Source organism: Rhodococcus sp. IEGM 1366 (genome assembly GCF_033142425.1).
GTDB classification, from domain to species: Bacteria; Actinomycetota; Actinomycetes; order Mycobacteriales; family Mycobacteriaceae; genus Rhodococcus_F; species Rhodococcus_F globerula.
The window spans coordinates 337,800-363,055 of sequence record NZ_JAWLRZ010000005.1 but is presented as its reverse complement, the minus strand read 5'-3'; the positions used below and the strand labels follow the sequence as shown (position 1 = coordinate 363,055).

Annotated in this window: 9 protein-coding genes; 4 read left to right on the top strand and 5 right to left on the bottom strand. The window is 62.7% G+C overall.

Annotated features, from left to right (window positions below; genetic code table 11):
• The first annotated feature begins 21 nt into the window (after positions 1–21).
• Entirely contained in the window at positions 22–14,232 is a 14,211-nt protein-coding gene (locus R4P64_RS17190) for a non-ribosomal peptide synthetase (RefSeq protein ID WP_317821904.1), read from the top strand.
• Between the two features lie 4 nt (positions 14,233–14,236).
• Here the strand turns inward: R4P64_RS17190 and R4P64_RS17185 are convergent, their stop codons facing one another.
• From R4P64_RS17185 to R4P64_RS17175, 3 genes are all read right to left on the bottom strand, one after another.
• A complete protein-coding gene (locus R4P64_RS17185; protein WP_045067708.1) occupies positions 14,237–15,064 on the bottom strand; it encodes a Ku protein in 828 nt (275 codons plus the stop codon).
• Between the two features lie 82 nt (positions 15,065–15,146).
• Positions 15,147–15,494, bottom strand: coding sequence for a DoxX family protein (locus tag R4P64_RS17180; protein WP_045067709.1), 348 nt, complete (start codon positions 15,492–15,494; stop codon positions 15,147–15,149).
• A 66-nt stretch (positions 15,495–15,560) separates the two neighbouring features.
• The gene (locus R4P64_RS17175) at positions 15,561–16,700 is read right to left on the bottom strand and encodes a lycopene cyclase family protein (RefSeq protein ID WP_317821900.1); all 1,140 of its coding nucleotides are present in this window, start codon (positions 16,698–16,700) and stop codon (positions 15,561–15,563) included.
• 191 nt (positions 16,701–16,891) lie between these two features.
• Between R4P64_RS17175 and R4P64_RS17170 the strand changes: the two genes are divergently transcribed.
• Entirely contained in the window at positions 16,892–18,523 is a 1,632-nt protein-coding gene (locus tag R4P64_RS17170; RefSeq protein ID WP_033232091.1) for an ABC-F family ATP-binding cassette domain-containing protein, read from the top strand.
• 60 nt (positions 18,524–18,583) lie between these two features.
• Here R4P64_RS17170 and R4P64_RS17165 read toward each other — a convergent pair whose 3' ends face one another.
• Positions 18,584–19,150 carry a helix-turn-helix domain-containing protein gene (locus R4P64_RS17165; protein WP_317821897.1) on the bottom strand — a complete coding sequence of 189 codons (567 nt, stop codon included), beginning with the start codon at positions 19,148–19,150 and terminating at the stop codon, positions 18,584–18,586.
• A gap of 140 nt (positions 19,151–19,290) precedes the next feature.
• Positions 19,291–22,092 (bottom strand): aconitate hydratase AcnA, encoded by a 2,802-nt coding sequence (acnA, locus tag R4P64_RS17160; protein ID WP_033232089.1) that lies wholly within the window; start codon positions 22,090–22,092, stop codon positions 19,291–19,293.
• A gap of 444 nt (positions 22,093–22,536) precedes the next feature.
• On the opposite strand from acnA, the gene R4P64_RS17155 reads away from it, so the two are divergent.
• Positions 22,537–23,136, top strand: coding sequence for a DUF6676 family protein (locus R4P64_RS17155; protein ID WP_317540326.1), 600 nt, complete (start codon positions 22,537–22,539; stop codon positions 23,134–23,136).
• Between the two features lie 406 nt (positions 23,137–23,542).
• A complete protein-coding gene (locus R4P64_RS17150; RefSeq protein ID WP_045067712.1) occupies positions 23,543–25,108 on the top strand; it encodes an NlpC/P60 family protein in 1,566 nt (521 codons plus the stop codon).
• The last annotated feature ends 148 nt before the right edge of the window (positions 25,109–25,256 follow it).

Sequence of the window (25,256 nt, the reverse complement as noted above, 5' to 3'; positions counted from 1 at the left end):
GGTAGCCCCAATCGAGGAAGAATGTCCGACACTTTCCCGCTGTCCCCTTCACAACTTTCCTTACTTGTCGCGCAACAGCTGAGGCCCGAAATTCCGGTCACCATTGCGCAGTACGTCGATGTGGACGGACCGTTGGACATTGCAGTACTGACCGCGGCGAGTAAGCAAACCGGACGTGAGATCGGATCGGGGTATCTCCGATTGGTCGAGGTGGACGGCACGCCACGGCAATGGCTCGACGTGAACCTGGATGACCGGCTGGACGTGGTGGACCTGCGCGGAGAGTCGGATCCTGAAGCGGCAGCCCAGGATTGGATGCACCGCGAACACACCACCCCCATGGATCCATTCGTCGATCGTCTGGTGCGGATGGCAGTTCTCGTGCTTGCGGAGGACCGTTACTACTGGTACAGCCGCATTCATCACGTGGCTCTCGACGGGTTCGGCGCGATGTCGATGATGAATCGCACAGCCGAGATCTACACCGCATCCGTTCGGAACGAACCGGTTCCCGACCAGGAAACAGCGTCGCTCCCCGCTCTGGTCCAGTCCGAATCCGACTACCTGGGTTCGACGCGATGGAACCGCGATCGGGAGTACTGGAACACGAAGATGGCTGATCAGCCGTCCGGGACGTCACTTGCACGCAATACGGCGCCAGCGCAGTCGTGGGCCCGGATCCGATCTGCAACTGTGCCTGCGGCGCTGCGAAACACCATCGCAATCGTCGCGGACGCTCATGACGTCACAACCGCGTCAGTAGTGATCGGAGCCTTGGCCGCGTTCCTGGCCCGCACGATCGGCACCAGAGATGTGGTCTTGAGTCTGCCCGTGTCCGGACGCACGACAAAGGCTGCCAGACGGTCCGGCGGAATGATGTCGAACGTTGTACCGCTGCGGGCGACGGTCGACCCGAACTACTGCGTCGGTGACGTGCTCCGCGAGGTGAAACTGGAACTCACCGGCGCGTTGCGTCATCAGAAGTATCGACACGAGGATCTGCGACGAGATCTCAACGCGGGTACTGGGGCCATGGCCGATGGTCGAGGATTTCACGGACCACTGATCAATCTGATGCTGTTTCATTCCGGCATTACTCTGGGCGCCGCCGCCGGTGAACTCCGGGTGATCTCGACGGGCCCGGTGGAGGATCTGTCGGTCAACGTCTACCAGCCGTCCACCACCGACATCCAGATCGATTTTGCGGCCAACCCGGATCTTTATACCGACGAGACCCTCACCGCCCACCATTGTGGGTTCCTCGATTTCCTCGAATTGTTCTGCGCCGCTGGTCCTGATACCCGATTGTCGGATATAGATTTTCACGGGGCGCGGAGCTGGGTCGACAATGTTCGCCATTCGCAAAATATCGAATACTGGGCGCGGAAACTTTCGACACCTGCCGAAGAACTGGGGCTGCCGGTGTCGGCGGACGGGATTCGCTCTCAGGCGCCCGTCGCGATCGAATCCGATGTGTTCCGGTGTCTCGAGTCGATGGCCGCAGCGACGGATACGAGTGTGTTCGTGCTGCTGCAGTCCGCGATGGTTGGCCTGCTACGACGCCACGGCTCGGCCGAAGGAGTGTCAATCGGGGTATCGGTGCGTGGATACGGTTCGCCGAGTCCCGACGATTTTGTATCGATGTTCGCCAATCAATTGGTCCTGAGAACCGAAGCGTCGACCTCCGCGACGCTCGCGGAATTGGTCGAGATCGTGGATGGTGTCACTGTCGAAGCATTCGATCGTGCGGACACCCTTCTGACATCGGTGACCGCAGCCCTCGGGGACGGTCGCACAGTGGAGAACGGACCTTTGTTCCGGGCGATGCTCTGTTTCGACGAAGCACTCGACGCGCACCCAAGGTTTCCCGGACTGATAGTAGGGGTGCCCATCGGGTCCGACATCGCCACCGACCCGGACCTTGTTGTCTCGCTGACGGTCCCGGCTGGCAGTGACGGCAGCGGCGACCGGACTGTCACCGGGGTTGTGGACTGGCTCGGTTCGCAGCGAGCTGCCGAGGATCTCGCAGACCGCTTCAACCGAATCCTGACCGCGCTGGTGACGACACCTCGCTTGGCTTTGGGGGCTGTTGCGCTACTGCGAGCCGACGAGCGAGGTGCGCTCGTACGGCCGGTGCGGCCGCCAACTCCGGTTCGTACACTGACCGACGTCCTTGCTGGTCAAGTGCGGAACCTGCCACACGCTGTTGCGGTGGTGTGCGGCACCGAGCGGATGTCGTATCGAGTGCTGGACGAGCGATCGAACCGGCTGGCACGCAAGCTGATCCAGGAGGGCGTGCGGCCTGAATCACTGGTCGGCATCATGCTGACGAAATCGCTCGACATGATCGTCGCCGTAGTAGCCGTGTTGAAGGCCGGCGGTGCTTATCTCCCACTCGATCGTGCGCACCCGGCTGATCGGGTGAGTTTTGTGATCGACGACGCGAAGCCGGTGTGCATCATTTCCGACGCCGAGATTTCTGGCGCGGTGGTGGTCGGGGTCGAATCCGCCGAATTCTCCGCCGACACTCTCGGCGACCTCTCGAGTTTTTACAGCGCCGACAACCTGGCCTACGTCATCTACACGTCGGGCTCGACCGGGAGGCCGAAAGGCGTCCCCGTAACTCATGCAGCGGTGATGCGACTGTTCGAGAACACACGTCGTGATTTCGGGTTCGACCACACCGATGTGTGGACGATGTTCCACTCGTTTGCCTTCGACTTCTCGGTGTGGGAATTGTGGGGAGCGCTGCTGAACGGCGGAACGCTGGTACTTGTCGACCACGACCTTTCGCGTGATCCCGATGCCTTCCGTGCTCTTGTCGCCGAAGAAGGCGTCACCGTGCTGAATCAGACACCGTCGGCGTTCTACCAGTACATCGAGGCGGACACGCGTGCAGTGTCTCAGACTGCGCTCCGGTACGTGATCTTCGGCGGTGAAGCACTGGACCTGCGTCGCCTCGGGCGCTGGTACGACAATCACAGCGACTCGGCACCGACTCTTGTCAACATGTACGGGATCACCGAAACGACGGTGCACGTCACTCGTCTCGAACTGGGCAGTGCACACGCACGCTCAGCGGCCGGCAGCCGGATCGGTGACGCCATCGACGGGCTTCGGGTCTACCTGCTCGATGACCATCTCTCACCCGTCCCAGTGGGTGTTGCGGGGGAGATCTACGTTGCCGGCGGCCAGCTCGCTCGCGGTTACCTCGGGCGTCCGGACCTGACGGCGTGCAGGTTTGTCGCCGACCCGTTCAACGCCGGCGGAGGGCGGCTGTACCGATCCGGAGACCGGGCTCACTGGGTTGAACCCGGCCGGCTCGAGTATCTCGGTCGCGGTGACGCTCAAGTCAAGATTCGTGGTTTCCGGATAGAACTCGGTGAGATCGACGCCGTAATCCTCGCTGCTCCCGGAGTGAACGACGCCGTGACGGTGGTGGCACCCACACCGGCCGGTGATGTTCTGGTCACGTATGTGACCACAGCCGACGCCGTCGACGACCAGGCGTTGCGAATGCATGCTGCTGGAATGCTCCCGACGTACATGGTTCCCGACGCGTTCATGGTGATCGACGCAATTCCTTTGACCACCAACGGAAAACTTGACCGACGCAGCCTGCCGTCACCGATCCTGGGTTCCCAGGCTGCGTTCCGGTCACCGACTACTGCGACCGAAATTGCGGTTGCCGCTGTTCTTGCCGACATTCTTGGCAGTGGCCCACTCGGGCTCGACGACAACTTCTTCCATCTCGGCGGAAACTCATTGGCCGCGACGACGGTGGTTGCCCGGGTGGCCGAGGCAACGGGCGTGCGAATGCCCTTGCGGGCGTTGTTTGACCACACGACTGTTTCCGGAATTGCCGCGAGCGTAGAACACGCAACTCAGACGCCGGACAGCGGTGCCCTGCGGGTTGAACCACGTCCGCAGACGCTACCGCTCGCGCCCGCACAACAGCGACTGTGGTTCCTGGGGCGAGTGGCGCCGGAGTCCGGTGCGTACAACATTCCGTTTGCGATATCGCTGCGGGGCAATGTCGATACTGCAGCGCTGCAGCAAGCCCTGATCGATGTCGTCACTCGGCACGAATCGCTGCGCACCGTGTTTCCTCAACGCGCCGACCAGGCAGTTCAGGAGATTCTTGATCCCGGTGACAGTTTCGAGGCACTGGAATCCATCGACGTCGAACCGCGCTTGCTAGAAGACCGGATCTTCGAATTTGCTTCGGCCGGTTTTGATCTGGTGCGTGAATCTTCGGTGCGGTTCCTGCTGATCCAGGTTGCCGATACCGACGAATATGTCCTGGTGGTTGTCCTGCATCACATGGTGGCGGACGGTTGGTCACTTGCTCCGCTGGCAGCCGATCTCACCGGCGCCTACGCCGCTCGGGTCACCGGCCACGCTCCGATGTGGGAACCGTTAACCGTCCAGTACGCCGACTACGCCCTGTGGCATCGTCAGCACCTTGGCGAAGTCGCCGACCCGAATTCGCTTGCATCCGAACAGATTGCGTTCTGGACTCGCCAACTCGCAGACGCACCCGAACAACTTGATCTGCCGATCGACCGTCCTCGCCCGATCGCGCCGTCGCTGCGCGGTTCGCACATGGACTTCAGGATTGATGCGCCCGTCCATCAGAAACTGACGGCCCTGGCCGCAGACCACGGCGCCACGCCGTTCATCGCTCTGCATGCTTGCTTTGCTCTGCTACTGGCCAAGTACAGCGGTACGGACGACATCGTCGTCGGAACGCCGGTCGCTGGTCGAGGGGACAGGTCTCTGGATCCCATCGTCGGTATGTTCGTCAACACACTCGCTCTGCGCACGGTCATCGACCGCGCCATGACATTTCACGAGTACCTCGAACAGGTCAGAAGTATCGACCTCGACGCTTTCGACAACGCAGACGTGCCATTCGACGTTGTGGTGGACGCACTGGAAATCGATCGTTCGTCGTCGCACAATCCGGTGTTCCAGGTGGCAATCACCTCGCGGATTGCGACCACCCACACGGGAGAAATCGCCGGGATCTCGATGGCGGCTCGTGCGGTCGATACCGGCCTGACCAAGTTCGATCTCGAATTGACGATCGCCGAACGACACGAAGCCGAGATCGAGGGGATTTCCCGACCAGACGGAATCGACGCCACCCTCACCTATTCCACCGACCTGTTCGACACCTCGACGATCGAAGCGATGGCCGAGAACTTCGTGACGCTCGTGAAGTCCGCCGTTACCGACCCGGCAACTCGGGTTGGCGATCTTCATACGCTTCATGCCGGTGAAAGCGCCGCCGTACTGCCACGACGCGGTCAGGCAGGGTTGCCCGATGCGACGCTAGCGCAGATTATCGGCGGCACGGCAGAGGCATATCCCGACCGGATTGCCGTCGACGACGGTGAGCGCGCACTGTCGTACCGCGAGCTTGACAGTGAATCCAATCGGATCGCTCGATACCTCATGGACCTGGGCGTGTGCGGCGAAGTGCCGGTAGCGCTGGCAGTTGCGCGGTCGGTCGACTCGGTTCTTGCAGTGTGGGCAGTCGCCAAATCCGGTGGAGTCTTCGTTCCCGTCGACCCGCGGTACCCGGAAGATCGCGTGGCGCACATGCTCGAGGATTCCGGAGCGCGGATCGGCATCAGATCAGTCGACGCTGCCGCAGGTGGCAGCGTTGCCGCGTGGATCGACTTTCGCGACCCAGACATCGCGGCGGAGGTCGCGGCGTATCCGGACTCTCCGATCGGCCACGACGAGCACTCCACATCGACCACACCAGCGTCTGCTGCGTACATCATCTACACGTCCGGATCGACCGGTGTGCCGAAAGGCACCGTCGTGACGCACTCCGGCCTGGCCAATCTTGCGCGGGAACAGCAGGATCGATATCGGATCACCGAGAATTCCCGGACCCTACATTTTGCGTCACCGAGCTTCGACGGTGCCGTACTCGAACTTCTGCTCGCGGGGTCCACCGGCGCGACGATGGTGATCGCGCCGGCCGACATCTACGGCGGCGAGGCGCTTGGGAAGTTCCTTCGAACGAGCGCGGTGACCCATGCCTTCGTCACACCCGCAGCACTCGCGACGGTAGATCCCGCCGGTATCTCCGAACTTGAATGTGTTGTTGTCGGCGGCGACGTCTGCACACCGGAACTCGTCGAGAGTTGGGGCCGGGGACGCCGGCTGCACAACGGGTACGGGCCCACCGAAACCACGGTGATGGTGGCGATCAGCGACCAGATCGAACCCGGTGAGTCGATCACCATCGGCGGACCCATCCGCGGTGTCGACGCCGTTGTCCTGGACTCGCGGCTGCAACCGGTGCCGGTCGGCGGTGTCGGCGAGCTGTACATCGGTGGACCGGGGCTGGCTCGCGGCTACCATCGACGTGCCGGATTGACATCGGATCGTTTTGTCGCACATCCGTATTCGCCCGACGGTGCACGGATGTACCGAACCGGAGACCTCGTTCGTTGGACCAAGGACCTCACACTTCGCTACGTGGGGCGCAGCGACCATCAACTCAAGATCCGCGGATTCCGCATCGAACTCGGTGAGATCGACGCCGCGTTGATGGAATCTCCGCTTGTACAGTTCGCAACAACAATCGCCGTCGAATCCTCCGTGGGGACCACACTGGCGTCGTACGTGCTGTTCAGTGACGAGAACCGCGACGGCGAGAACCGCGACACCGAGGCTCTGTTCGGGTTGCTCGGGGAAACCTTGCCCCGCTACATGATTCCGTCGTCCATCACCGCCATCGACGCCATACCGCTGACGCCGGTAGGAAAGCTGGACCGCCGGGCGCTACCCACGCCGCTCGCGCGTGAAATCCTCGGTACCGGGCGCGCGCCGGAGCCGGGTCTGGAGCAGGCAGTAGCGGAAGTCTTTGCAGCGCTTCTGGATGTGACCGCCGTGCGAGCAACCGACAGTTTCTTCGATCTCGGTGGCAACTCGCTGATCGCCACGCAGGTCACCGCCCGATTGACCGCCGCGACGGGTATCGCGGTAGAGGTGCGGTCGATCTTCGAGAACCCCACCGTCGAAGGTCTGGCACTGCGTCTCGCTTCGTGCGTCGCAGCCTCGGACGATCGCCCGGCTCTCACGGCCGTTGTCCGCCCTGATCGCGTGCCGCTTTCGGCCGCGCAACAGCGACTGTGGTTCGTCAACCGGTTCGATCCGGCATCGCCGGCTTACAACATTCCGTTCTCGATTCGGATTACCGGAAACGTGTCGGTCGGCGCCCTCGAAGCGGCATTGTCCGATGTCATCGCACGTCACGAAGCACTGAGAACCGTCTATGTCGATGACGCTGACGGTCCCGTTCAGATCATTCGCGCGCGGGCCGACGTGAATTTTGCGGTGGAGCAGTGCACCGGTAATGCCGACACCACGGTGGACGAGTTCACAGGTCGAGGTTTCGACCTGAGTGCGGACCTTCCGCTACGGGCGCTGCTGGTACGCGAAGGCCCGGACGTGCATCGTCTGGTGGTGGTTATCCACCACATTGCCTTCGACGGTTGGTCGTTGACCCCGTTTGCTGCGGATTTCGTTGCTGCGTATTCGGCTCGCGCAGTGGGGGACTCACCGGTATTTATGCCGCTGGACGTGCACTACGCCGATTACGCGCTGTGGCAGCACACCGTTCTCGGTGATGCACACGATCCGGAAAGCGTGGTTTCTCGTGAGCTGAAATTCTGGACGGCGGCAATGGCCGGCGCGCCGGCCGAATTGCGCCTACCCAAGGATCGTCCACGAGGATCCGAGTCCACCACCGCGGTCGGTTCCGTCCCGGTCATCCTCGACTCCGATGCAGGCAGGCACATCGGCGTTCTGGCCCGTGACACCGGAACAACGCAGTTCATGGTCCTGCACGCGATGTTTGCACTTGTTCTTGCACGCCTCGGCGCGACCGACGACGTGGTGATCGGAACACCGGTTGCCGGCCGTGGGCGCCCCGAACTCGATGCGCTGATCGGAATGTTCGTCAACTCCTTGCCGCTGCGCACAGCGGTTGATCACCGGGCGCCGTTCACGGACCTGCTCGACGCCGTACGCGAGAGCGACCTCGCCGCATTCGAACACGCCGATCTGCCCTTCGACGTGCTGGTGGACGCACTCGAACTCGACCGGTCGACGCCGCGTCATCCGGTGTTCCAGGTCATGCTGTCGTACCACCAGAATCTTGTGTCTCCGCAGGTGAGTGTGCATGGCGTCCATCTGCACGCGGAGCCACTCGAACCTGCGACAGCGAAATTCGATCTCGAACTGACGCTCGTGGCGGGTGATTCCGAGAACCCGGAGATCACCGGCTCCCTGCGTTTCGCGCACGCTTTGTTCGACGAGGACACAGCAGCGCGGATTGCCGCGCGGTTCGAGTCGGTAGCGCGGGCCGTAATCGCCGATCCGAGTACCACGATCGCCGATATCGAACTGCTCACCGCCGACGAGCGGGCGTCGCTGATGCCGGTTCGCGGACCGGCCTGGGTCGGTTCGCGCACCTTGGCGGACATCTTCACCCAGACGGCAACGGAGGCCGGACATTCGGTTGCGCTCCGATCGGGAAATGTGACCCTGCGCTACCGTGAACTCTATTCCCGCGCGTCAGCGGTCGCGCATCGGTTGACCACGGAGGGAATCGGCGCCGAAGACATTGTGGCGATTGCGATTCCGCGTTCCGTCGACTCGATTGTTTCGCTGTGGGCCGTGGCATTGACCGGTGCGGCGTTTGTTCCCGTCGATCCGCGATATCCGGCGGATCGAATCCTGCACATGCTCACCGATTCCGGAGCATCACGCGGATTGACGACAACATCTGTGCTCGAGTCGCTTCCACGATCCGTGCCGTGGTTGACAATGGATGAGATTGTCGCTGATTCGCGCGAACTGGTGGTACCAGCAGCACCTATCCGAGCCGACAACCTTGCATACATCATCTACACGTCGGGCTCGACGGGTAAACCCAAGGGCGTCAGCGTCACTCACCGCGGACTGAGTGCGCTAGCCGCAGAACAAACGCAGCGATACGGCATCTCTGCCTCCTCGCGGACCCTTCATTTTTCGTCACCGAGCTTCGACGCTTCTATCCTCGAACTACTGCTTGCCATCGATACCGGCGCCACGATGGTGATTGCCTCGCCCGATGTGTACGGCGGTGAAGATCTGGCCGAGCTCATCGCCCGTGAAGGCGTCACGCACGCCTTCATCACACCAGCAGCGCTTGCCTCGGTCGATCCCGCCGGACTTGACGTGCTCCAATCGATCGTTGTCGGCGGCGAAGCATGCCCGCCCGAACTGGTGCAGCGATGGGCGCCGGGCCGTCGGTTGTTCAACGGCTACGGCCCCACTGAAACCACGGTCATGGTGTGCATCAGCGACGCGTTGGCAGTGGGGGAGCCGGTCACTATCGGCGGACCGGTCCGCGGAGTGTCGGCTGTCGTTCTCGACGGATCCGGAAATCCGGTGCCGATCGGTGTGACGGGTGAGCTCTACATCGCCGGTCTCGGACTGGCCCGCGGATACCACGATCAGCCTGCGCTGACCGCATCGCGATTTGTGGCGGCACCATTCGGTCCCAGTGGAACTCGTATGTACCGGACCGGTGACCTGGTGCGGTGGACTGCCGGCGGAACCATCGACTACGTCGGGCGGTCCGATCATCAGGTGAAAGTACGTGGGTTCCGCATCGAACTCGGCGAAATCGATTCGGTTCTCAGCAGCCATCCCGGCGTCGAATTTGCCGTCACGGTGGGTGTGGACGGCCCGGCCGGCGAGACGATATTGGCGTCGTACGTGGTGCTGTCGACGGAAACAGTTGCGGTGGAAGAGCTTCTGAGCCATGCGCGCCGGTCCCTGCCGGCGTTCATGGTGCCATCGGCGATCACTCCGATCGGCCGCGTTCCGCTCACCCCTGTCGGAAAGCTGGACCGGGCCGCACTACCGGCACCGGTGCTTGGCACGATCGAGCGAACGGTGGCGCCCCTGGTCACGGCAACCGAACTGGTGGTCGCCGCCGCGTTCGGAGAATTGTTGGGTACCGAGGACATCGGCGGTCTGGACAATTTCTTCGATCTCGGCGGCAACTCACTGCTCGCGACCAGGCTGGTTGCGCGTCTCGGCGAATCACTGGGCCGCCACGTTCCGGTCCGCATGCTGTTCGAACACCCAGAAATCCGAGACCTCGCAGCTGCGCTGGATTCAACGGCTTCGGTCCTGGCGCTGCCGCCGATCACTGTCAGCAAGCGCCCCGAACGAATTCCACTGTCGTACGCGCAATCACGCATCTGGTTCCTCAACCAACTCGATCCGGCCTCACCCGCGTACAACGTTCCGGCGGCAATCTCACTCGACGGCAGCCTCGACGTGCCGGCTCTCGAAGCTGCGGTGCTCGATGTGATCGAGCGTCACGAGATCTTGCGAACGGTGTTCCCCGACTCGGATACCGGGCCGCATCAGGTGGTGCAGAGCAACGTCACCGCGGTGGAATTCGAGACGGAAGGCGCCCGTGGGGCGGTGTCGATTGCCGCCGAATTTGCTTCTCGCGGCTTCGACGTCACCTCCGAAGCACCCATCCGCGCACTACTGATGGAGACCGCACCGGATCGCCACACTCTTGTCATCGTCGTGCACCACATCGCCGCTGACGGATGGTCCGTCGCGCCCTTGATGAGGGACGTGTTCACCGCCTACATTGCACGATGCTCCGGACATGCTCCGCACTTCACACCACTCGACGTGCACTACGCCGACTTCGCCCTGTGGCAACGCCAGGCGCTCGGCGGCGCGGACGACCCCGATAGTGTGCTCGGCGCACAGGCGTCGTACTGGCGGGAAACCTTGCGCGGGGCACCCGAGTTGATCGATCTCCCCGTTGATCGGCCGCGGCCGCTCACTCAATCGCTGGCTGGTGCGCACGTCACCGTCACGCTGCCGTCGCACATTCGCGCCGCAGTGGAAGCCCTTGCCGGATCTAACGCAGCGACACCGTTCATGGTGTTGCACGCGGCGTACGCCGTGCTGCTGTCTCGCGTGAGTCGCAGCAGCGACGTCGTGATCGGCTCGCCGGTCGCCGGCCGCGGCCACCGAGTTCTCGACGATCTGGTCGGAATGTTCGTCAACACCGTCGGACTGCGCACGATTGTCGATCCCGCTGCGACCTTCGTCGACGTACTACGCACTGTTCGCGCCGTTGACCTGGATGCATTTGCCCACACGGACATTCCTTTCGAACAGGTTGTGGAGGTCGTGGCGCCGACGCGTACAACCGACCGCCATCCGTTGTTCCAGACGATGTTCTCCTTCCACGCCGCTCATCAGGTGGCGTGGAAACTGCCCGGACTGAGCGTCCGCGCGGAGGAGATCACGCCCGACGTCGCGAAGTTCGATCTGCAATTCACGGTCGTGGAACAGACAGCGCAAGAGGGCGCCGGGTACACCGCGTCCCTGACCTATGCAACGGATCTGTTCGACGCAGATACCGCTGCGTCGTTTGCAACGATGTTGGAGACGCTTGTCGCCGAGGTGACTGCCGATCCGACCGTCGTAGTCGGCGACGTGGACCTCCTCGGACCGAATGAGTCCAGTGCTGTGCACGGTGAGGTAGCAGGCGACCCCGCGACGTTGCCGCAGCTTCTCGCCCGATCTGCGTCCGATCCGCTCGCTCTGGCATTGATCGACGTGGCGGGGTCCGACGCGCTGACGTACGGCGAACTCGATCGCCGGTCCGACGCTCTGTGCCGCGTGCTGGTAGCGAGTGGCGCTGCCCCGGAAACGATCGTCGCGATTGCACTTCCGCGCTCCGTCGACTACGTGATCGCAGTGTGGGCTGTAGCCAAGACCGGCGCGGCGTTCCTGCCTGTCGATCCGGCGTATCCGGCCGAACGCATCGAACACATGCTTCGCGACAGCGGGGCCGTTCTCGGACTGACAGCCGGCAGTTATGTCGCCGACCTGCCGGACACATCGCGGTGGGTCACACTCGAGTCGCTCGAACTTACCGTCGGCCGCGCAGACGTGAGTCCGGTGTCGGTCGAGCTCGATCACCCGGCCTACCTGATCTACACGTCCGGTTCCACCGGAAAACCGAAGGGCGTGTTGGTCACCCACGCGGGACTGTCAGCTTTTGCGGAGGAACAACGCGAGCGATTCGGCGTGAGCGCTGATTCCCGCACCCTGAGTTTTGCGTCTCCCAGCTTCGACGCGTCGATTCTCGAACTGCTGCTTGCCGTCGGCGCAGGCGCAACCATGGTGATTGCACCCGCGACGGTGTACGGCGGCGCCGAACTGCGAGATGTGATGCAGCGCTGCGCCGTCACGCACGCGTTTGTCACCCCAGCAGCCCTGGCGACGGTTGATCCCAGCGGACTCGATCAGCTCGACGTAGTGATCGTCGGCGGCGATACGTGCTCAGCCGAGCTCGTATCCCAGTGGGCCCCACGGCGACGGATGTTCAACGCCTACGGTCCGACCGAGGCCACGGTCGCGGTCACGATCAGCGACGAGTTGAGCGTCGGGGATCCGGTGTCGATCGGTGGCCCGATCCGGGGCGTCGCCGCGCGTGTTCTCGATTCGCGCCTGCACTCGGTACCCGGGCGACTCGTCGGGGAGTTGTACGTCAACGGGGCCGGACTTGCGCGGGGGTATCTCGGTAGTCCCGCGTTGACGGCAACACGGTTTGTTGCCGACCCGCACGGCCAGGCAGGTGCGCGGATGTACCGCACCGGCGATCTGGTGCGCAGCGACCGCGGCGGTTCGTTGAACTACCTCGGACGCGGCGACCACCAGGTCAAGGTGCGGGGGTTCCGTATCGAGCTGGGAGAAATCGACACGGTCGTGGCGTCGGAACCGTCGGTCCGTGCAGCCGTCGCGGCCGTCGTTGGGGCCGGCAGCGATTCCAGGATCGTGGCGTACGTAGTCCCTGCCGTCGGCGGAAGTATCGATTCGGCAATGTTGCGCCGCCATGCCGCTCGCTTGTTGCCGACGCATATGGTGCCGTCCGCCTTCGTGACGATCGACTCGATCCCGACGTCGCCGGCAGGCAAGGTCGATCGCTCCGCGCTCCCGACTCCCACGTGGGACGACGACGGCGGCCGCAGGCCGGAGGGTTCCGCGGAGATCGCTCTGTGCGCGGCATTCGCCGACGTACTCGCACTCGACGTCGACATGGTCCACGCAGATTCGAGCTTCTTCGATCTCGGCGGAAACTCGCTGATGGCAACACGTCTGGTAGCTGCGATCGAGGTGAGGACCGGGAGCGCAGTTCCCGTGGGGTGGTTGTTCTCGGATCCGACGCCGGAGGCGCTGGCCCGCAAGCTTGCCGACGCCGACTCGTCCGAGCCGGATGCATCAGCACTGTCCGAGCCGGATGCATCAGCACTGTCCGAGTCGGATGCATCAGCACTGTCGGTTCTGCTGCCTATCCGAACCTCAGGGGAAGCCGAACCGCTGTTCTGCGTCCATCCCGCGATCGGCTTGGCCTGGTGCTACGGCGGGTTGACTCAGTACGTCGATCCAGCCCGACCGTTGTACGGCCTGCAGTCGCCGATCCTCACGGACCCGGAATTCCGGGCAGAGATGATCGAAGATTTTGCGGCGAGATATGTCGCGGAGATCCGCCGAGTCCAGCCGCACGGTCCATATCACCTACTCGGATGGTCGATCGGGGGACTGATCGCGCACGCTGCTGCCGTGCAGCTGCAGGCATTGGGGGAGAGCGTTGCCGAACTGGTCCTGTTGGACAGTTTCGTGCTCGAGGATCCGTCAATGGACGGAGCGCAACCCACACTCGCGGAATTGGTCGCGGGGCTGGGGATAGCGGTCCCTGATGCGGTGGAGTTGACTCCCGCGGCTGCGGAAGTGTTACTCCGTCGCAGTATCGGGGATCATCCGTTGGCCTCCAGCAACACGATCGAGCGACTGTACGACGAGTACTGCGCCGGGGCGCACCTTGCACATCGGTATCGCCCCGGCAGATTCGTCGGTGATCTGCTGTTCTTCTCGGCACACACGGACACCTTCGACCCACTGCGCACTGCGTCGGCGTGGCGACCGTTCATAACCGGCGTGATCGTGGACCGTCCGGTCCCCACCTCACACGCGGACATGTTCACCGACGTCGGGCTGGCGGCGATCGGGCCCGCGGTGAAACTGGCCGTTGCGTCGGGTGGTGATCGAAGCACCGACGTCGACGCTGAACTGGATGCCTTGATCGACGAACAGGACATTCGGCGGTAGGTGCTCAGGCGCGCTTGCGGGTCTTGGTCTTCGACGCGTTGGATTTTGCCTCGTCGACGCTTCGTTGCAGTGCTGCCACCAGATCGACGACGTCGGCGTCCTCGCCGCCTTGTTCGACCTCGGCTGCGGGGATGACCTTCTTGCCGCCGCTCTCGATCATGTTCTCGAGCAGTTCGCGAAGCTGAAGCTGATAGTCGTCGGTGAATTCGGTCGGGTCGAAATCGCCCGCCATGCTGTCTACCAGTGTCTGCGCCATCTTGAGTTCCTTCGGCTTCGGCTTCTCCGCGCCGTCGAGCGAGGGGAACTCGGCAGCGCGAACCTCGTCCGGCCACAGCAGGGTCTGAATTACCAGGACGCCGTCCCTGGCGCGCAACGCCGCCAGACGCGTTTTCTGCCGGAGTGTGAAGTGGACAAGCGCAGTGCGATCGCTCTCCGTGAGCACCGTCGAGAGAAGGACGTATGCCTTCGGTGACGCGGAGTCCGGTTCGAGGAAATAACTCTTCTCGAAAAGGATGGGGTCGATCTGCTCGTTCGCGACAAACTCGAGCACCGGAATTTCATGCTTTTCCGCAGCCGGCAGCTTCGTGAAATCCTCGTCGGTCAGGACAACACGCGTCCCGTCTTCGGCGTCGTATGCCTTGTCGATATCGGCAAATTGCACCGTGTTTCCGCACTCCGAGCACACGCGGTTGTACTTGATCCGGCCGCCGTCCTTGGCGTGGACCTGGTGGAACTTGATGTCGTGATCTTCTGTTGCGGAGTACACCTTGACCGGAACATTGACCAGACCGAACGCTATCGAGCCTTTCCAAATCGATCGCATGGTTCCCATGATGGTCGCTGCAACGCAATTGCGCGAGAGAAAACAATGGGTGCGATGTCGAATTGTTGTTCGCGATCACCGCGTCGGCGGGTCAGGACGACGCGATACGCAGCACCAAGGCGGCAACGGCGAGGAGCCCGAGCATCGCGGGAGGCACGATGTTCTGGTCGCCCGATCGCAGGTGAGCGGCGACGGCGCCGATGAAATACAGGATCAGCCCGATGGCAGCGGCAATGCCGATCGCCGGCACCACAAGCCCGACGAGCAGGCCGACGATGCCGATCAGCTTGATGACGCCGAGCCCGGGAATCCATTCTTCGGGAACGCCCAATCCGGTCAGGGTGTCGACCAGTTTTTCTTCGCGCGTGATGTCGAGATAGGCAGATCCGGCGAGAGTGGCAGTCAGAATCACGGCAACAACGGCATAAAGAATGAACAAGGAAACTCCAGTGATCGGTGAGGCGATATGTAGTGACGCTATCAACGACCGTTACTTGGACAGCCGTTATTGCGACCTCAACGCTGAAAGCGGCGCGCCCATCAATGTTCGTCTCACCCGCCACGGTGAGGCGGCGAATAGTGACGTCATGACCTTCGCCGTAGCGGCTGCATCGCGGCGATCCGACAGATAGGCCCGTTGCTGTTCGACGGGCAGCGCAAAAAACGTCGCAAAGAACGTTTCGACGTCAGCGGCTTCGAGAGTGAGAAGTGCGCTCAGGCCTACTCGCCGCAGTGCTGCGACAGCTCGAGCCGATCGCGGCCACAGTGCGTGCTGAGGGTCGTCGCCGCGGGAAAGCGCGGATGCAACAGCGTCTGCTTCGTTCAGAGCCGTGGCGACGCTGTACCCGGTGCCGGGATGCATCAGTCCGCCGCGTGCGCCGAATCGGAAGGGATCACCGCGCCGACGCGGTGGCGATTCCACAGCGAACCGGACACGTTCGACGGGGGCGTCTTCCGCAACGGTGACGCCGCGATTGCCGAGCCGAATGTGCAGTCGCCGTTTCAGCTCGCCGAGCGGTAGGGGCGGTCGACCTACAAGACACGTCTCCTCGAGGAGCGTCCGGTTGGCGTCGAGGGGGACGGCGTAGAGGAACGACGGCTCTGCGGTTTCCGCGGTGCCGTTGTCTCGTCGCCAGTCCATGAACCAGGCTGCGTTGCCGTCGAGTGCCGGCTCCGCGGCGGCGCGATCGACCACGATTCCGAAGGCGGTTTGCTGTGCCGTTCTGGGAGTTGGTGGTGTTCCACGGGCATCGACCACGACCTGTGCGCCGATACGGGTCCCGTCAGCGCAGGTGAGGGAGTGGGTAGTCACATTAGTGGCTCTCCCGGCTATGACCTGCGCAGATCCGGTCGACAGTATTGATTGCAGTATCGATGTATTCAATACGCAGTAAGTGCGATCGAGCGTTGTGGGTCGCTGCGCCCACGCTGACGGGCGACCGATACGACTGGAAATGGCCGCGTCCGGCAACCACGCCGGAAGCTCGTCGAGCCAGGCCGCATACGTTGCCGTCCACGCTCGCGTGGGGTGCGGATCGATCAGAATGACCGACAGATTGTGGGCGACGCATCTCGTCGCCAGCGCCCGCCCGGCCGGCCCGCCGCCCACGATGACGACGTCTGCGGCGGTTGTTCGGGTTGTCATCCCCCGAGGATTCCATCTACATCGCAGATCTCCCACTGTTGATTCCCATCTACATCGCAGATCTCCCACTGTTAGCGGATTCACACGCCGCTGGTCGGAGATGGCCCCAGCTCACGGTAAAATTGGAAGTTCTTGTGTCTGCCGTCAGGACACGTTTGCCCGTAGTTGTCTTTAGTTCTGAGGAGTTCTGCTTGATTACCGCCACTGACCTCGAAGTTCGTGCCGGTGTCCGCACCCTTCTCACGGCGCCCGGTCCGTCCTTGCGAATTCAGCCCGGTGATCGCATCGGATTGGTCGGTCGTAACGGTGCAGGCAAGACCACCACACTGCGTCTCCTCGCCGGTGAGGGCGAGCCGTACGCGGGCAAGGTCGTCCGGACCGGCGACCTCGGCTACCTGCCGCAGGACCCCAAAGAGGGCGACCTGAGCGTGCTCGCCAAGGATCGTGTCCTCTCGGCCCGTGGCCTCGACACGATGCTCCGTGACATGGAGAAGCAGCAGATTCTCATGGGCGAGGTTCTCGACCAGGAATCACAGGACAAGGCAGTCAAGAAGTACGGTCAGCTCGAAGACCGCTTTTCCTCCCTGGGCGGCTACGAAGCCGAGAGTGAAGCTGCTCGCATCACCAGCAGCCTAGGCCTCGAAGATCGCATCCTCGGCCAGCCACTGAGCACGCTGTCCGGTGGTCAGCGTCGACGCGTCGAGTTGGCTCGAATTCTCTTTGCCGCGTCCGATGGCAGCGGCGCGCGCTCGGACACGACTCTGCTCCTCGACGAGCCCACCAACCACCTCGACGCGGACTCCATCACGTGGCTGCGCGGATTCCTCCAGAATCACGAGGGTGGCCTTGTGGTCATCAGTCACGATGTTGATCTGCTCAACGACGTCGTCAACCGTGTCTGGTTCCTCGACGCCGTGCGCAGTGAAGCCGACATCTACAACATGAACTGGAAGAAGTACCTCGACGCCCGTGCAACCGACGAGCAGCGTCGACGCCGCGAGCGCGCCAACGCCGAGAAGAAGGCCGGCGCTCTGCGCATCCAGGCAGCCAAGATGGGTGCCAAGGCAACCAAGGCTGTTGCCGCTCAGAACATGGCAAAGCGCGCAGACAAGTTGATGGCCAACCTCGATGCCGAGCGCGTGTCCGACAAGGTCGCGAAGATCCGTTTCCCCGAGCCCGCAGCATGCGGCAAGACTCCGCTCATGGGCAAGAACCTCACCAAGGTGTACGGCTCACTCGAAATCTTCACCGGCGTCGACCTGGCGATCGACCGCGGATCCCGCGTTGTCATCCTCGGACTCAACGGTGCAGGCAAGACGACACTGCTGCGCATCCTCGCGAACGCCGAGAAAGCCGATGCAGGTGAGCTGATCGCGGGTCACGGACTCAAGATCGGTTACTTCGCGCAGGAGCACGACACCCTCGACGACAACGATTCGGTGTGGGAGAACATCCGTCACGCCGCTCCGGACACGGGGGAGCAGGAACTGCGTTCGCTCCTGGGTGCATTCATGTTCACTGGCCCGCAGCTCGAACAGCCGGCAGGCACGCTCTCCGGTGGTGAGAAGACCCGTCTGGCACTGGCCGGTCTGGTGTCGTCCGCTGCAAACGTCTTGCTGCTCGACGAGCCCACCAACAACCTCGACCCGATCTCCCGCGAGCAGGTCCTGGACGCGCTTCGCAGCTACACCGGCGCCGTTGTCCTGGTGACTCACGATCCGGGTGCGGCTGAGGCTCTCAACCCCGAGCGCGTCATCCTTCTGCCCGACGGCAACGAGGATCACTGGTCGCAGGAATACCTCGAGCTGATTCAGCTGGCGTAACCGCCTGTGCGCCTTTCTGGTAGCTCCCACTACCGAAAAGGCGCACAGGGGCGCAGTCCCTCAGTCCTGTCGACGCACCGATTCCTCGACCAGATCGAGGACCGCCGACAGATTGTTGCCGGCGTGGCCCGACGCGATTCGGGCCACCAGACCGTCCATCACCAGATCGAGATAGCCGATCAGTACGTCGGTGGGTACGTCGTCACGCAACCGCCCGGCAGATTTCTGGAAGGCCAGACGAGCGCTGGTCGCCTCGGTGACTTCCGCCGACCGCTGTGACCATTTGGCACGGAAATCCGCATCGGTCCGCAGTCGCCGGGCAATTTCCAAGCGTGTGCCAAGCCAATCGAATTGGTCGGGCTGAGCGAGCATGTCGCGCATCACCTGCACAAGGCCCTCTTCGGCGACGACGTCGGCCATGCGGCTCGCGTCCTCGCTCGCCAACGCGAGGAAAAGTCCGTCCTTGTCCTTGAAATGATGAAAGATCGCGCCTCGGGACAACCCGGTGACATCTTCCAGTCTTCTGACTGTGGCGCCGTCGTAGCCGTATTCCGCAAAGCAGCGGCGGGCACCGTCAAGGATCTGACTGCGCCGTGCCGCGAGATGGTCTTCACTGACCTTGGGCACGTTCTTGTCCTCGTCTCGCGCATCTCCACGATGCCGACTCTTTGTTCGGAGTTGGCACCACCCGTGAACCGATACCAAACGCACACGGCGGACTCAGCAAGGTCGCTGAGTCCGCCGTGCGGAAAAGGCAGGCTGGCGAACTAGCCTCGGATCATGTTGCGGAGCACGTACTGCAAGATGCCACCGTTGCGGTAGTAATCCGCTTCACCGGGGGTATCGATGCGTACGACTGCGTCGAACACGACCTTCTCGCCGTTCTCGCGCGTTGCCGTGACCTTCATGGTCTTCGGGGTGACGCCCTCGTTGAGCTTCTCGACGCCTTCGATGTCGAAGGTCTCGGTGCCGTCGAGCTTGAGCGACCCTGCGGACTCGCCGACCGGGAACTGCAGCGGGACAACGCCCATGCCGATGAGGTTGGAGCGGTGGATGCGCTCGAACGACTCGGTGATGACGGCCTTGACGCCGAGCAGGCTCGTGCCCTTGGCAGCCCAGTCACGCGAGGATCCGGAGCCGTACTCCTTGCCGCCCAGGACGACCAGCGGGATGCCGGCTGCCTGGTAGTTCTGCGACGCGTCGTAGATGAATGCCTGCGGTGCGCCTTCCTGCGTGAAGTCGCGCGTGTATCCACCCGAGACGTCATCAAGAAGCTGGTTACGCAGACGGATGTTCGCGAACGTTCCGCGAATCATGACCTCGTGGTTACCGCGACGCGATCCGAGCGAGTTGTAATCCGCACGCTCGACGCCATGGGAGTCGAGGTACTGCGCGGCGGGGGTGCCGACCTTGATCGGACCTGCCGGGCTGATGTGGTCAGTGGTGACCGAGTCGCCGAGCAGTGCGAGGACGCGAGCGCCCTTGATGTCCTTGACCGGAGCCGGATCCATCGTCATACCGTCGAAGTAGGGTGGCTTCCGCACGTAGGTGGAGTTCGCGTCCCACTCGAAGGTGTCGCCCTTCGGTGTTTCGAGGTTCTGCCAGCGGCTGTCGCCCGCAAAGATGGTTGCGTACGACTTGCGGAACATGTCCTGGTCGATCGAGGACTTGATCGTCTCTTCGATTTCCTGCGTGGACGGCCAGATGTCCTTGAGGTAGACGGGGTTTCCGTCGGTGTCGTTACCGAGCGAATCGGTCTCGAAGTCGAAGTCCATCGTTCCGGCGAGGCCGTAGGCAATCACGAGCGGCGGGGAAGCCAAGTAGTTCATCTTGACGTCGGGGGAGATACGACCCTCGAAGTTACGGTTACCCGAGAGCACCGCGGTGACCGAGAGATCGTTGTCGTTGATGGCCTTCGAGACTGCCTCGGGCAGCGGGCCGGTGTTACCGATGCACGTGGTGCAGCCGTAACCGCCGAGGTAGTAGCCGAGCTTCTCGAGGTACGGCCACAGGCCGGCCTTCTCGTAGTAGTCGGTGACGACCTGCGAACCGGGCGCCATGTTGGTCTTGACCCACGGCTTGGTGGCAAGGCCCTTTTCGACGGCGTTGCGTGCGAGCAGTGCAGCGCCGAGCATGACCGACGGGTTGGACGTGTTGGTGCAGGACGTGATGCCGGCAACAACAACGGCGCCGTGGTCCAGAACGAACTCACCGGCGTCGGACTTGACGACTACCGGCTTGCTCGGACGGCCATGCGCACCGTTCGCAGCCGAGAGAACGTCGACCGCTCCGTCGTCAGCGAAGGAGAGCACTGCGGGATCGGAAGCGGGGAAGGACTCTTCGACGGCCTCGTCGAGCTGCGTGTGCTCGGTCGGCTGGTTGTCTTCGACGTAGTTGTGGATGTCCTTGCGGAACGCAGGCTTGGAGTCCGACAACAGAATTCGGTCCTGCGGGCGCTTCGGGCCGGCGATCGAGGGAACAACGGTTCCCAGATCGAGCTCGATGTACTCGGAGAAGACGGGCTCCTGGTCCGGGTTGTGCCACAGGCCCTGTTCCTTGGCGTACGACTCGACGAGAGCGAGCTGCTCGTCGCTGCGGCCGGTGAGGCGCAGGTAGTCGATCGTTTCGCTGTCGATCGGGAAGATCGCTGCGGTGGAACCGAATTCGGGGCTCATGTTGCCAAGGGTTGCGCGGTTCGCGAGCGGAACCTCGGCGACACCCTTGCCGTAGAACTCGACGAACTTGCCGACGACGCCGTGCTTACGGAGCATCTCGGTGGCGGTGAGCACGACGTCGGTTGCGGTGACGCCTGGCTTGATCTCACCGGAGAGCTTGAAGCCGACAACGCGGGGGATGAGCATGGAGACGGGCTGACCGAGCATTGCTGCCTCGGCCTCGATGCCGCCGACGCCCCAGCCGAGCACGCCGAGGCCGTTGACCATCGTGGTGTGCGAGTCGGTGCCGACACAGGTGTCGGGGTATGCCTGTCCGTTACGGGACATGACGGTGGGTGCCAGGTACTCGATGTTGACCTGGTGAACGATTCCCATTCCCGGGGGGACGACCTTGAAGTCGTCGAATGCGCCCTGACCCCAACGGAGGAACTGGTAACGCTCGCCGTTGCGCTCGTATTCGAGGTCGACGTTGCGCTCGAGAGCGTCGGCCTGGCCGAAGACGTCGAGGATGACCGAGTGGTCGATGACCATGTCGGCGGGGGAGAGCGGGTTGACCTTGTTCGGGTCGCCACCGAGGGTGGTGACAGCCTCACGCATGGTGGCGAGGTCGACGATGCAAGGAACGCCGGTGAAGTCCTGCATGATCACGCGGGCAGGCGTGAACTGGATTTCGATGCTCGGCTCAGCTGAGGGATCCCAGCTTGCAATTGCGCGGATGTGATCCGCGGTGATGTTGGCACCGTCTTCGGTGCGGAGAAGGTTCTCGGCGAGAACCTTCAAGGAATAAGGCAATTTCTCGGTGCCGGGGACGGCCGAGAGGCGGAAGATCTCGTAAGAGTTCTCACCGACCTCGAGGGTTCCCTTTGCTCCGAACGAATCAATACTGGTGCTCACGTCTGCTCCACTCGTCTATGAGGGTCGCCACCGACGGGGCTGTGTCGGCAGCTGAAGCGAGGTACTTACAACTCGGCGTATCCGGTGACAGCTCACGCCAATCGCACAGTTCACGTGAGAACTGTCCGAACATCGGAGCTGAAGTGGACTCGGTCGAGGCGAGGTACCTCTCGGTCTGAAGTCTAACAGTACGCTTGTCCTGTGAGACTTCGGGGCAACTTGACCGAAACAATCTTCACGCAGTCTCAAGACCTGCGCAACGCAGGGTGGACTGGGTGAGCTGACCCACAACGGATTGCGCGGAGTGTCGAAGACTCGCGGGCTTCGCACTCAACCTCAAGTAGGGTGCATTCAGGCCCGTCGCGGTCAGACCGCCCGATAACGACCTCGGATTCATTCGCACACTCGCGTGTGAACGAGCACCGAACTGCACCCGGATGAGAGATGTCTGCTCCTACACATTTGGTCTTCACGCCCTTGCATGCGAGCGGTCCGCTGCACGCCGCACTACCTCTGCATGCCGCAGTCCCATCGGACGTCGATGTCGACGACGTGGTTGCCGACGTTGCGCAGAATGGGGTTTCCGCACCGGCTGCCGATGTCCCTGCACTGGTGAATGTCGTCGCCGACGCACGTGAGCGCGGGATCGATCTGAGCGTGATCGTTCTCGACGCCAATCCTTCCCGCGACACCGACCTTCGGGATCTGGCGACGACGGTCGGCGAATCCGAGGGCGGCACGATCTTGGTGATGAGTCCGGACTGGATGGGCAGTTCCAGCGATTCGATCAGTCGAGTACAGCTCGAGACCGCGCAGGATCGCTCGTTCGGGGACAGTTCTGCTGCGATCGCCGATCGCTTTTCCCATGAGATTGTCCAACCGGGTCCGCCGTGGGCCTTGTACACGGTCCTTTTGGTGGCGATTGTGGCGATCGCGGCGGCAATTACTTTTGCCGTCAAATGGCGTCGGAGCCCCGAACCCGCGGTCGCCGAGCAGGTGAGCGAACCTTCGGAACTGGCCGTCGGACACGCCGGATCTGCTTAGTCCCGCGCGCACGTTCCTGAATATCGACTAGCAGGTATTCACCAGCATTTGTGGTGAGTACCTGCTTTTTCGTCTGGATACAACAATCCACCTGGCGAAATACCCGATGTGTTATTTGGGGCTAAAGTTTCCAAAGTTCTCTCAAGTGTCGTACGGTACAACTGGCACTTTTTGGGGAAGAAGTGTCGCAGAAAGATGGCTGTTGTTCGACGGACTACGCGCGACGCCACCCGAAATCGGGCGGCGCCGAGCGTTGCCCCCGAACGGCGGGTTAGCGACAAGCGGTAGCTACTTCGCTGCATCTTGTCGGTGGCGCCACGCGGCGTCATAGCTTCCTGCGCATTCCCTCCCCGCACGGATCGGCGACCCAGCGGGCCCGTGGCGTACACGCGAGGGAGAGTTATTTGTGAGCCAAGTAACACGAGGCGGATTCGGCCGTCGTAAACCTTCCCGAGCGTCGTCCCGCCTGGCACAGCTGGTAATCGGTGCGGGCATCGTCACTGCCCTGGTTGTCGGAAACCCGGGTGTCGGAGCGTCGGTCCCGCCGCCTCCGCCCAATCCGAGTGACTCCGAAATCGCGTCCGCAGATTCGCAGGTTTCATCGAGCGTCAGCACGGTCAGCGCCCTCATCAACCAGGTTGCCGCGGCAAATGAGCAGTTGTCCGCACTCGACAACGAAGTTGCCGTCAAACGCGAAGACGTCAACAAGACTCTCGTCGACCTGCAGAACGCTCGAGGCGCCGCCGATGCCGCAGCCCAAGCCGTCGGCATCACCAAACAAGCACTTCGGGACGCCGGCGCACAGATCGACGTAGCGCAGAGCGATTTCGACAAGTACGCCCGATCGAGTTACGTCCAAGGCACCAATACCGCGTCCATCTCGTCGTTCCTCGACGCCAAGGGCCCGGGCGACGTCCTCGATCGAGCGCAGGTCCTCAAACTTCTCTCGAACACCCAACGCGCCGTGCTCGACGGTTTGCAGCGCGCTCGGACCGAACAGGCGAACAAGGACTCGGCGACCAGGCAAGCCAAGCTCGACGCCGACGCGGCCGCCGAAATTGCCGCCAATCTTCAGGCACTTGCCGAGCAGGCAATCGCGATCGCCCGCAACGCACTCGACCAGCAGGTAGCCAAGAAGGCGTCCATCGAATCGGAGCGCAATTCCGCGCAAGCTCAGCTCGATGCGGCGCGCAACGCTGTTGCCGGTTTGCAGGGGCAGCGCCAGGCATACGCGACGTGGGACGAACAGCGAAAGGCCGAAGAAGCTCATCAGGCCGCACTCGAAGCGGCCGCCAAGCAAGCGGCTGAGGAAGCCGCCGCCAGGGCTGCCGCCGATCAGGCCGCCAAGGACCGTGCCGCTGCGTTGGCTGCTGCTCAGCGCCCTCACACTGCCGTCGAAGATCCGACGCCGACAGTCATCCCCGATGACGACGACGAGACGTCGACGGACACGAGCACCGATTCGGATTCCGACACTCCGGTGGTAACACCGAAGCCCACAACTCCGAAACCGGCAACTCCCAAGCCGACAGTGCCTTCGGTGTCCGGAAGCGCCGCAATCGAATCCGTCATCGACCGCGGTATGTCGCAGATCGGCATCCAGTACGCCTGGGGCGGCGGCGACGAGAACGGGCCGACCCGCGGTATTCGCGACGGCGGAGTCGCGGACAGCTACGGCGACTTCAACAAGATCGGGTTCGACTGCTCAGGTCTGATGATCTACGCGTTTGCCGGAATCGGTATCTCGTTGCCGCATTACACCGGCTACCAGTACACCGCGGGCAAGCAGGTTCCGTCGTCCGAGATGAAACGTGGCGACATGATCTTCTACGGTCCGAACGCGAGTCAGCATGTGGCGCTGTACCTCGGTGACGGGCAGATGCTCGAAGCACCGCAGTCCGGATCCAGTGTGAAAGTTTCCCCCGTTCGCTGGGGTGGAATGACACCGTACGCCGTGCGGCTGGTGTCCTGAACTCGCGAGAAGGCTGAACCCGTTCATGCTTCGATGCCCGGTTCGTTGCATGTGTTGACGTGGTGTTGCGGCATCACGAGCAACTACCTGGAATAGTTGGCGGGGAACACGTTACTGTCGGAACTTTTCTAGGTGAAAGCGATGGATT